This window comes from Streptococcus nasisuis (genome assembly GCF_040836615.1).
Lineage (GTDB): Bacteria > Bacillota > Bacilli > Lactobacillales > Streptococcaceae > Streptococcus > Streptococcus suis_V.
This window is the reverse complement of record NZ_CP162268.1, coordinates 1,736,632-1,749,104: the sequence shown is the minus strand read 5'-3', so window position 1 is coordinate 1,749,104 and position 12,473 is coordinate 1,736,632. Positions and strand designations below refer to the sequence as shown.

4 protein-coding genes and 3 pseudogenes are annotated in these 12,473 nt (G+C 39.5%); all 7 read left to right on the top strand.

Annotated features, from left to right (window positions below; genetic code table 11):
* Positions 1–17 precede the first annotated feature (17 nt).
* The 7 genes and pseudogenes from AB1F57_RS08850 (at position 18) to AB1F57_RS08820 (ending at position 12,393) form a co-directional block, all read left to right on the top strand.
* Complete coding sequence (locus tag AB1F57_RS08850; RefSeq protein WP_367985635.1) at positions 18–5,459, top strand: SNF2-related protein; 5,442 nt, start codon at positions 18–20, stop codon at positions 5,457–5,459.
* A gap of 496 nt (positions 5,460–5,955) precedes the next feature.
* Positions 5,956–7,733: pseudogene (locus AB1F57_RS08845) on the top strand (reverse transcriptase domain-containing protein).
* 92 nt (positions 7,734–7,825) lie between these two features.
* Positions 7,826–8,291 (top strand): annotated as a pseudogene (locus tag AB1F57_RS08840) (hypothetical protein); the annotation flags it as partial.
* 564 nt (positions 8,292–8,855) lie between these two features.
* Positions 8,856–10,667 carry a group II intron reverse transcriptase/maturase gene (gene ltrA, locus AB1F57_RS08835; RefSeq protein WP_367985634.1) on the top strand — a complete coding sequence of 604 codons (1,812 nt, stop codon included), beginning with the start codon at positions 8,856–8,858 and terminating at the stop codon, positions 10,665–10,667.
* A gap of 104 nt (positions 10,668–10,771) precedes the next feature.
* Positions 10,772–11,719, top strand: a pseudogene (locus AB1F57_RS08830) (hypothetical protein); the annotation flags it as partial.
* Between the two features lie 70 nt (positions 11,720–11,789).
* The gene (locus AB1F57_RS08825; RefSeq protein WP_000194866.1) at positions 11,790–12,089 is read left to right on the top strand and encodes a DUF5962 family protein; all 300 of its coding nucleotides are present in this window, start codon (positions 11,790–11,792) and stop codon (positions 12,087–12,089) included.
* Between the two features lie 13 nt (positions 12,090–12,102).
* Positions 12,103–12,393, top strand: a complete 291-nt coding sequence (locus AB1F57_RS08820; RefSeq protein WP_000893083.1) for a DUF5966 family protein — start codon at positions 12,103–12,105, stop codon at positions 12,391–12,393.
* Positions 12,394–12,473: the final 80 nt, after the last annotated feature.

The window sequence follows — 12,473 nt, the reverse complement described above, 5'->3', positions numbered from 1 at the left end:
TAAAATGGGAGGGAATAATGAATCAAGAAGTCTTACTACAAATGATGAGAGCAACCATTCCTCGTGATAGAGCCTTGCTTGAAGCGTTTTTATATTACCAAGCAGAGCATTTTGATGAGGAGTGGGATAGTCTCGTTTATCAGTTTATGACCAATAGGCAGGAATTCAAAAGACCTGTTCAGGTACTTCACTTTGAGACAGATGTTTCAGCTTTTGTTCAGGCTAGTCCTTATGATACTGCTCATGATCTATTGACCTATACACAAGTATTCGGCCAAACTGGTCTCCAAAAACTTGACAAACTATCGACGTCTGAAAAAGACTTGGTGATTGAAGTGGCCTTGTTCAATCTGGCCACTCGTTTTCAACTATTAGACTCAAATGGACACTACCAAACTATTTCACCAGATTCTCTATTACAAAAGAGTAGGGGAGCTAATTTGGTCAATGTTTATCGTGTGGCTAATAATTTAGCGGATCGGATCAGCCGAGATATTGAACAGTTTCTCTTGACTTACGAGCCTGAGCTTGAAACAAGAGCTGATGAAACTGTTGATGAGCATAAAACAAGTGTTCAGCAGGCAATATCTTTTCGAGAAAAGGGCACTCTGGTTATTGCTAGTTTGGATGTAGATTTGTCTCAACTAGATGTTCAAACAGGAAAAACCAGTCATCTGCCAGCTTATGAAGAGTTATCTTTACGACGTAAATTTGAGATTCTAACATATTTTGACCGAATTCGAAATGAACGTTCCAAAGTCCCAAGTTTTAGACGAGGTGATTTTGACACTGAAATGGAAATGACACTAGTCTTTGATGGCGAGGAGTTACTTACCTATCTAGAGGCTGATGGTAGTCCCTATGAGTTGAAAAGAAAGCTGACTACAGTCGAAGAAAAGGAATTAGAAAAAATTGGACAAGCCATTAGGATAGAAAATCAAGAAAAATTGACTCAGCTAGGGATTGATTTATCTCAGTTTGACCCAGACCGAGTCGGTATTTTATTGGATGCGGCAGGTCGTTTTCGTTTGAAAAATGCGGACCTTGCTTTATTAGGTGGCTATCCCAAAGCCTCGGTAACTCAACTAGCCCTTGCGACAGAATTACTCCAAATGGGATTGAGTCATGAAAAGGTTGAATTTTTCTTTGGTAGCCAGCTTTCCATTGAAGAGCTGAGACAAGTTGCCTACGCCTTTTTACACCAAGAACTAAGCAGAGAAGATGCGGAGCAATTTGAAAAAGATAAAGGTAATCAGCCAGATTTAACCCTTAGAGATTGGAAAAGCAAGCTAGAGAAAGCTGAGTCGAAAGTAGTGGTTGATGAAGAGTTAGCGGAAAATCCACTAGTCCAGAGAGTATTGGACACGTATCCTCTGGGGTCATTGGTTTTCTATAAGGGACAGGACTTTGAGGTCGTGTCGGTCAGCGATGCTCGATTGAACGGTTTGATTCGGATTGAGTTAGTCAATGACTTTTCGGATATCATTGAACAAAATCCAGTTCTTTATTTGAGGACCTGGGAAGAAGTCAGTCAGGCACTTCATCAGCCAAAGGCAGAACCACAAACAGAGTTAGAAGAAGCGGACCAAGAACTAAATCTTTTTTCATTTCTGGAAGAGGAGCCAGTTCAGAGTATTGGACTATTGGAACCAGATGGTTCAGAAAAAGGTCATAACGATACTGATCTTGAAGAAACAGATAATCAAATTCCTGAAGAGGAAGTCGTCGAAACAATTCCAGAGATTCCAGTAACGGACTTTTATTTTCCAGAAGATTTGACGGACTTTTATCCTAAGACTGCTAGAGATAAGGTTGAGACAAACATCGCGGCAATTCGGTTGGTAAAAAATTTGGAAGTGGAGTACCGCAATGCTTTACCAAGTGAACAAGAACTCCTTGCCAAGTATGTAGGCTGGGGTGGACTAGCCAATGAATTTTTTGATGACTATAATCCAAAATTTTCTAAGGAACGAGAAGAACTGAAAAGCCTAGTCACAGATAAAGAGTATTCGGATATGAAACAGTCCTCTCTGACAGCCTATTATACAGACCCTGCCCTTATCCGTCAGATGTGGGATAAGTTGGAAAGAGATGGCTTTACAGGTGGCAAAATCCTAGATCCTTCCATGGGAACAGGGAATTTTTTTGCAGCAATGCCCAAACACTTAAGAGAAAAGAGTGAGTTATATGGTGTGGAATTAGATACTATTACAGGAGCTATTGCCAAACACCTTCATCCAAATAGTCACATTGAAATTAAGGGCTTTGAGACGGTGGCTTTTAACGACAATAGTTTTGATTTAGTGATTTCAAATGTTCCCTTTGCCAATATACGAATTGCGGATAACAGGTACGATAGGCCTTACATGATTCATGACTACTTTGTCAAAAAGTCACTTGATTTGGTCCATGATGGTGGACAAGTAGCGATTATCTCTTCCACAGGAACTATGGATAAGCGAACAGAAAACATCTTACAAGATATTCGTGAGACAACTGAATTTCTTGGTGGGGTTCGACTGCCTGATTCTGCCTTTAAGGCCATTGCGGGAACGAGTGTCACAACGGATATGTTATTCTTCCAGAAACACCTGAACAAGGAATATGTGGCAGACGACTTAGCCTTTTCAGGTTCCATTCGTTATGAAATGGATAGTCGCATTTGGCTCAATCCTTACTTTGATGGAGAATACAATAGCCAGGTGCTAGGAACCTACGAGGTCAGAAATTTTAATGGCGGAACACTTTCTGTTAAGGGGACTAGTGATGACTTGATTGCAAGTGTTGAAACAGCTCTACATCACGTAAAAGCCCCAAGAAAGATTGATAGAAATGAGGTCATCATTAACCCAGATGTGTTGACCAAACAAGTCATTGATACCTCCATTCCAGCTGAAATGAGGGAGAATCTAGGCCAGTACAGTTTTGGTTATCAGGGTTCTACAGTTTACTATCGAGATAACAAAGGCATTCGAGTCGGAACCAAGACGGAAGAAATCAGTTACTATGTCGATGAAGAGGGCAACTTCAAAGCATGGGACACCAAACATTCTCAAAAGCAGATTGATCGCTTTAATGCCTTAGAAGTGACTGATAACACTGCTCTGGATGTCTATGTGACCGATGATGCAGCAAAACGTGGTCAGTTTAAGGGATATTATAAAAAGACAGTTTTCTATGAAGCTCCATTGTCTGATAAAGAAGTGGCACGAATCAAAGGAATGGTCAATATTCGCAATGCCTACCAAGAAGTTATTGCCATTCAACGCTATTATGACTACGATAAGGAGACCTTTAACCACTTGTTAGGCAAACTCAATCGTACCTATGATAGCTTTGTCAAACACTATGGGTATTTGAACAGTGCAGTGAACCGCAATCTTTTTGATAGTGATGATAAGTATTCGCTTCTTGCTAGTTTGGAAGATGAACGTCTGGATCCAAGTGGAAAGTCTGTTATCTATACTAAATCCCTTGCTTTTGAGAAGGCTTTAGTGCGTCCTGAAAAAGAGGTTAAAAAGGTACATACAGCCCTTGATGCCTTAAATTCTAGCTTGGCTGACGGCAGAGGGGTTGATTTTACTTATATGATGTCCATTTATCAGGTCGATTCTAAGATGTCCTTGATTGAGGAGCTAGGAGACCTCATTATGCCTGATCCTGAGAAGTATCTGAATGGGGAATTGACCTATGTGTCTCGCCAAGACTTTCTGTCAGGTGATGTCGTCACTAAGTTAGAACTGGTGGACCTATTCATCAAACAAGACAATCAGGACTTTAACTGGTCACATTATGCAGGACTTCTAGAAAAAGTCAAACCAGCACGCATTACTTTAGCAGACATTGATTATCGAATCGGTTCACGCTGGATTCCTTTGTCTGTTTACGGAAAATTTGCCCAAGAAACCTTTATGGGGAAAGCCTATGAACTGTCAGACCAAGAAGTAGCAACAGTCCTTGAAGTCAGTCCGATTGATGGGACGATGTCTTACCAATCCAAGTTTGCCTTTAGATACTCTACCGCAACGGATAGAAGTTTAGGTGTGCCTGGGTCACGCTATGATAGTGGCCGAAAAATCTTTGAAAACCTGCTTAATTCCAATCAACCAACCATTACCAAACAAGTGGAAGATGGGGATAAGAAAAAGAATGTGACGGACGTGGAGAAGACAACGGTTCTTCGTGCTAAGGAAACACAACTTCAAGAACTCTTCCAAGATTTTGTGACTAGTTACCCAGAGGTGCAACAGATGATTGAAGAGACCTATAATAGCCTTTATAATCGTACAGTCTCAAAAGTTTATGATGGCAGCCATTTAACCATTGATGGGCTTGCCCAGAATATTTCCTTACGCCCTCACCAAAAGAATGCTATTCAACGGATTGTGGAAGAAAAACGAGCGCTTCTAGCTCATGAAGTGGGTTCAGGTAAGACCTTAACCATGCTTGGGGCAGGATTCAAATTGAAAGAATTGGGGATGGTACATAAACCACTTTATGTGGTGCCGTCTAGTCTGACTGCACAGTTTGGTCAAGAAATCATGAAATTTTTCCCAACCAAGAAGGTCTATGTGACCACTAAGAAAGACTTTGCCAAAGCCAAACGCAAACAGTTTGTGTCTCGGATTATTACAGGGGACTATGATGCCATTGTCATTGGGGATTCCCAGTTTGAAAAAATTCCCATGAGTCAGGAAAAACAGGTCACCTATATCCAAGATAAACTGAACCAATTACGAGAAATTAAGCAAGGTAGCGACAGTGATTATACTGTAAAAGAAGCAGAGCGTTCTATTAAGGGATTGGAGCATCAACTAGAAGAACTCCAAAAACTGGAGCGAGATACCTTTATTGAATTTGAAAATCTGGGCATTGATTTTCTCTTTGTGGACGAAGCTCACCATTTCAAGAATATCAGACCCATTACAGGCCTAGGTAATGTGGCAGGAATTACCAACACGACTTCTAAAAAGAACGTGGATATGGAAATGAAAGTGAGACAGGTTCAAGGAGAACACGACTATTGTAATGTGGTCTTTGCGACAGGAACACCAGTCTCTAACTCTATTAGTGAACTCTATACCATGATGAGCTATATCCAACCCGATGTCCTAGAACGATACCAGGTCTCTAATTTTGATTCATGGGTAGGGGCTTTTGGGAATATCGAAAACTCTATGGAACTAGCCCCGACAGGAGATAAGTACCAACCCAAGAAACGGTTCAAGAAATTTGTCAACCTTCCTGAACTCATGCGAATCTACAAGGAAACTGCCGATATTCAGACCTCAGATATGCTCGACTTACCTGTACCTGAAGCTAAGATTATTGCGGTGGAAAGCGAGTTAACGCAAGCTCAGAAATACTACCTTGAAGAGTTGGTTGACCGTTCAGACGCTATCAAGTCAGGCAGTGTTGATCCAAGTCGAGATAACATGCTTAAGATAGTGCGCTGTTAAGCGTAAAAATGTATCTCCCTCGCAGAGGGATATTATTGAAAGTAAATAATAGGAACAACTAACTAACCTAGCGGGGAAACCCAAAGGGGACAATAGCATGTTAGTAAAGCGGATAAGGAGTGAGTTACAACGCTTTGATGTGCCGCAAGTTCCGTAACCTATGGTTAAGGCTAAACTGCTTGAACATCAATTCTGACTAGGTGCAAAGCATCGCCCATCGGAAAGTAACTGAGACCGATGTTACTGTATATTCGTTGTTGTGATTTTGGACGAATAACTTTCTACAGTAAAAGAGCATACGATAAGTATGAATAAAGGAATGAGTGAGGAACCTAAGGGTTACTAGAACGTACATTTTTAACGAATAGCAGGATTGCCTAAGAGGGAGACCCTTATGGTAACGGAGTCACCGTAGTAGTTTGAGCAAGGGAAAACCTTGTACATGGCGAAGGGTGACAGGTAATTTCGATTAGTTAGAAAGGATTAGGTGCGTGAGATGCGTACAGCCAAAACTATTTTAACAGTCATTCATGAACGTGGAAAACAAGATAAACCACTTGAAAGGGTTTATAAATTACTATTTAATCGTGAATTGTATCTAATAGCCTATGCAAAGTTATACCCGAATAACGGAGCAATGACAAAGGGTGTTACAGAGGAAACGATTGATGGTATGTCTATTCAAAAAATAGATAGGATTATTGAACAATTAAGACGAGAAACCTATTACTGGAGACCAGCTAGGAGAGAGTACATTCCTAAAAAGAATGGAAAACACCGTCCTTTGGGAATACCAGTATGGAGTGATAAACTTCTTCAGGAAGTGATTCGCATGATATTAGAAGCCTATTATGAGCCACAATTTAGTGAACATTCTCATGGTTTTAGACCAAAAGAGGGTGTCATACAGCTTTACAAGAAATTCAGACTTGGAAAGGGACACGTTGGTTCATAGAAGGAGATATCTCTAGTTATTTTGACACGATTGACCACGATGTATTAATCACTATGTTGTCTAGACAAATTCAGGATGGTCGGTTTATTAGGCTTATCAAAAATATGCTTGAGGCAGGATATCTTGATGATTGGAAGTTTCACAAGACTATTAGTGGAACACCGCAAGGTGGAGTTATTAGTCCTTTATTAGCTAATATCTATTTACATCAATTTGATAAGTGGGTCGGTGAAGAACTGATACCTCAATATACAAGAGGTAAAAAGCAGAAAGCAAACTCAGCCTATAATCATTTGAGTAGAAGAATTAAATGCTATCAGGATAAAGGAGATTATAAAAAAGCTCATCAGTTAATTGTTGAGAGAAGAAATCTCCCTTCAGTTGATACTTATGATACCAGCTATCGGAGATTAAGATATGTTCGGTATGCGGATGACTTTATTCTAGGCTTTACAGGTTCAAAAGCTGAGGCAAAGGCTATAAAGAAGCAAATTGGAGACTTTTTAAATACTAAGTTATCTTTGGAACTTTCTCAAGAAAAGACTTTGATTACCCATGCGACTGGAGAATCAGCTAAATTTCTGGGATATGAGATAAAAGCACAACGTGTCAATGATTATATTGATAACAAAGGGAGACGGAGTGCCAATGGTGTTATCGCATTATTTGTACCTGCATCAGTTATTGAAAGCAAATGCCGCCAATACATGAAAAATGGTAAAGCTATTCATCGTAATAACTTATTGCAGGATGATGACTTTAGTATCGTTCAAACTTACCAACAAGAATATAGAGGGCTGGTTCAATATTATATATTGGCACAAAATTTGTCATGGTTCTCAAAAGTCTATTGGTATATGGAAACATCACTCCTTAAAACATTAGCATTTAAACATAAGTCATCCATTAATAAAATGTTAGCTAAATATAAGACTACCACAACTAGCACGAATGGCCGAACTGTGCCGTGTTTACAGGTAGTTGTGCCTCGAGAAGATAAACCTCCTCTAGTTGCAACGTGGGGTGGCATTTCACTTTCTTATAAAAAGAAAACTGTAATAGAAGATGCTCCGTATCAAGTTTATGGTGGTCGAACAGAGCTTATCAAGCGATTACTCGCAAATAAGTGTGAGCTATGTGGAAGTGAGGAGAACATAGAGGTACATCATATCAGAAAATTAGCAGACTTGAACAAACACAATGGAAAATTAGTTCCAAAGTGGAAAGAAATTATGTCAGCAAGATGTCGAAAAACGCTAGTGACTTGTCGGGATTGTCACCATGCAATACATAATGGTTCAATAAATACACGTTTATGAAATGAAATTACTGGAGAGCCGGATGATGCGAAAGTATCATGTCCGGTTCGGTGGGGGGATAATGGAAAAGGGGTCGCAATGACTACCTCGCTAGTATCCTACCCTACACTGGAGAAGCCAGAAAACTAGCCATTGACATGCGTCTCATTGATCCTGCTTACACCTTGTCTGACAATCAGAAGATTCTTCAAGTAGTGGACAATGTGGAACGCATTTACCGTGAGGAGAAAATGAGAAAGCTACCCAGATGATTTTCTCAGATATTGGAACGCCTAAAAGTAAGGAAGAAGGGTTTGATGTTTACAATGAATTGAAAGACCTTTTAGTGGATAGAGGGATTCCCAAAGAAGCAATAGCCTTTGTCCATGACGCTAATACGGATGACAAGAAAAACTCTCTGTCACGCAAGGTCAATAGTGGAGAAGTACGGATTCTCATGGCTTCTACGGAAAAAGGGGAACAGGATTAAACGTCCAGTCTCGCATGAAAGCTGTCCACCATTTAGACGTTCCCTGGAGGCCCTCAGACATTGTCCGTGCGTCCGTAAAGGCGGTATAGTGAATCTACTTTTTGGCAAAGTAGTAGGCGTGACCTTAATGCCTATCATCACCCAACTGACCTGTGAGGGAAACCAAATATCAGGGAACAAAGCACGTTGGGAAACTCATAAGTTGATGAGTTATCACATCACGACTGAATGAGGAGATGACAATGTAACAGTTGTTACTGAGATAATTATAAGGATAAAATCTAAACTGATTGAAGGATAGTCTAAACGGTCTGTGTCGGGACTGTGAGGTAAGATAACTAAAACCCTCATACTATGGAACTTCATTATCACTGTTCGAGGTAGTGAAGCAAAGGGATTCCATAGCGTATTCATAGTAAATGAAAACAGATGAACGTCCTATCCGATGAAATTATCAAGCTATGTTACTATACCAGCTAAACGGAGATTACCTAAGTCAAAATGCTTGTAAAAGCTATTAAACATCAGGTTTATGAATATTTGATAAGGTAACGGAGTTCCCGTAGTAGTTCGAGCGTGTTAATGGCACGTACATGGCGAAGGGGAACAGTTTATAACATTAACATTATGGAAAGGAAGGTGTGTGAGACACCATGAGAAATCCTCAAAATGTGTTAAACAATCTAACAAAACACAGTAAAGATAAAAACTATCAATTTGAGCGACCTTATCGCTTACTTTACAACAAAGAAATGTACTTAGTTGCCTATCAAACGATTTACGCTAACCCAGGACACATGACACCTGGAGTAGATGAGTTGACGATTGATGGTATGAGTATGGCTAGAATTGACCAATTGATTGATTCCCTGAAAGATGAATCTTATCAGCCACATCCATCAAGACGAACCTATATTCCTAAAAAGAATGGGAAGCCACGTCCACTAGGTATTCCATCATTTGATGATAAGCTCTTACAACAGGTTATCAAAATGATTTTGGAATCCATCTACGAGGGACAATTTGAATCCTCTTCCCATGGTTTTCGTCCGAATAAAAGCTGTCATTCAGCACTTACTCAAATTCAGAAAACCTATACAGGAGTAAAGTGGTTTATTGAAGGAGATATCAAATCGTTTTTTGATAATATCAACCACGATGTGATAATTCAAATTCTACGAGAAAGAATTACGGATGAGCGTTTCTTACGCCTGATTCGTAAATTTCTCAATGCAGGATATGTGGAAGATTGGAAATTCTACAAAACCTACTCAGGAACTCCACAAGGAGGAATAATCAGTCCAATTCTAGCCAATATCTATTTGGATAAGTTTGATAAATATATGACAGATTATGTGAAGAACTTCTGTGAAGGGAAATACCGTAAACGTACCCCAGAATATCGCCAAAATGAGATTGCACTGGGAAAAGCAAGAAGAACACTAGAGTGTACTTCGACGGAAAACCAACGCCAAGAAGCCATTCAACGTATTCGTCAATTAGAAAAAGAAAGAGTATTGATTCCTCATAGCGACCCTATGGATAGTAGTTTTAAGCGTCTAACCTATACCCGATATGCAGATGATTTTATCTGTGGTGTGATTGGAAGTAAAGAGGACGCTCGTCGTATTAAAGCAGACATTAAGGACTATTTGGAAACGGTTCTCAAATTGGAACTCTCTGAAGAGAAAACCCTGATTACCAATGCAAGAGATAAAGCGAGGTTTCTGGGTTATCATCTGTACATTCGCCAATCCAATTTAGCCAAACGTGATTCGTCAGGACGATTGGTCAGAAATTATACAGGTAGATTGGTTTTAGAGGTTTCTATTGAAACGATTCGAGATAGATTGTTGTCCTATGGGGCTATGAAAATGACTTATCATAGAGGTCACGAAGTTTGGAAACCAACAGCTCGTTATTTTATGAAAGACTGTGATGATTTAGAGATTTTAGAACGCTACAATGCAGAAATAAGAGGTTTTTATAACTATTATTGTATCGCTAACAACAGTTCTATCCTCCATCGCTTTAAGTATATTATGGAATATAGCATGTATAAAACCTATGCGACCAAGTATCGTACGACTAAATCTCACATCATCCGTAAATATAAAAAGGATGGTCAATTCAGGATACAGTATATTGGACGTAAAGGAGATACAATGACCCGTTATTTCTATAATGGAGGCTTTAAACGTCAAAAGAAATCTTTCCTAGAAAATGATAATTTACCAAATACGGCAAAATATTTTAGCCGAACCAATTTAATTGATAGATTAAAAGCAAACCGTTGTGAGTACTGTCAAGCTACCAATAGTCTCATTGAAATTCATCATGTGAAAAAACTCAAGGATTTAAAGAAAAAGACTTTTTGGGAACGTTTGATGATTTCTAGACAACGGAAAACAATAGCATTGTGTAAAGATTGCCATAAGAAATTACATTATGGCAAGTTAGATTGAGTTTATAAATGGAGAGCCGTATACATTGAAAGGTGTACGTACGGTTCGGGGGCGAGTATTTGGAAACCTGCCGTAGTAATACGGTAAGGCGCTGGGTACTTAGCCTACAGCGCAATGGTAGGTTAATTCGTCAAGGCAATATGCACCAAGAGGTAGCTATTTACCATTACATTACGAAAGGGAGCTTCGATAACTACCTCTGGCAAACTCAGGAGAATAAACTCAAATATATCACGCAAATCATGACCTCTAAAGATCCTGTACGGTCGGCAGAAGACATTGATGAACAAACCATGACTGCTTCAGACTTTAAGGCTCTAGCGACAGGTAATCCTTATCTCAAACTCAAGATGGAACTAGAGAATGAGTTGACGGTATTGGACAATCAAAAGCGTGCCTTTCATCGCACTAAAGATGAGTATCGCCATACTATTTCTTACTGTGAGCAGAACCTCCCTGCCCTTGAGAAACGCCTTAGTCAATATGACCAAGATATTGCCCAATCTTTGGCAACTAAGTCACAAGATTTTGCCATGCGATTTGATAATCAGACAATGGATAACCGTGCAGAAGCTGGAGACTATCTACGTAAACTCATTACCTATAACCGTTCTGAAACCAAAGAAGTAAGAACGCTCGCGACCTTTAGAGGGTTTGAGCTTAAGATGGCAACCAGAAGTCCTAGTGAGCCCTTGCCAGATATGGTGTCTTTAACCATTTCAGGCAGCAACCAGTATTCTGTCTCTTTAGACTTGAAATCAGATGTGGGAACCATCCAACGCATTACTAATGCCATTGACCATATCCTAGAGGACCAAGAAAAAACAGAAGAAATGGCTAACAATTTGAAAGATAAGCTAGCAGTCGCAAGGGTTGAAGTAGAGAAGGTCTTTCCAAAAGAAGAAGATTATCAGCTGGTTAAAGCCAAATATGACATCCTTGCCCCTTTGGTTGAACAAGAAGCAGAGGTTGAGGAAATTGATGCAGCTTTGGCCAAGTTTAGTGAAGATACAACACCCCAAAAGAAGCAACAAATAGCACTTGAGATATAAGAAAAAAGGCTGACAAATAATTTTGAACGCGGTAAAATGAAGTCAAGAAATCACAAAAGGAGAATAGATCATGACCCAAACACTAGAAGAAATGCGTTATCAACTAGAAGAATGGTTGTCACAAGGCTTTACGAGTTCAGAAGATAGGGCAAACTACCAAACTTTAAAGGAACAGTATGAAGATGAGACCTTTGATTACAGTTTTTCAAGGCGTGAAATTACTGGACAGCTGGAACTCATCATCACAAGTCGTGAGAATGATTTTCCTAGCTTAGATGAGGTGACAAAGACGGAATACCTTGATTTGGTTGCCCAACTTGATGATTTAGACAAGAGACAGGCTGACTATTATCGCAAGCAATTAGCCTAGAAAGAGGTGTAAGATGTTGGAGCAAATTCTACAAAGCCTTTTGATTATCGCAGCAATAGGACTGATGTTGTTTGTCCTTTATCGGATTGTGAAAGTTTCAGGTGCTTTATTTCTTATCGGACTCATCAGTGGATTAGTCTTTATTGAAATATATGGAATTTACCTATTCTTCACAGAAAGACACCTATATTCAGAAGATTTAGCAGCTAATGGCATATGGAGTTTCACTGGATTTTATATTGCATTGAATTTATTTCTTGCTATTAGCTTAAGTATGAGGTGGTGGAGAAATAGAATCGTTTAACATGGGGATTACCTACTGGTAGTCCTTTTTCTTGTGATAAAATCTCCAAGCTAATCTTGATATGATGAAGCTATCACTAA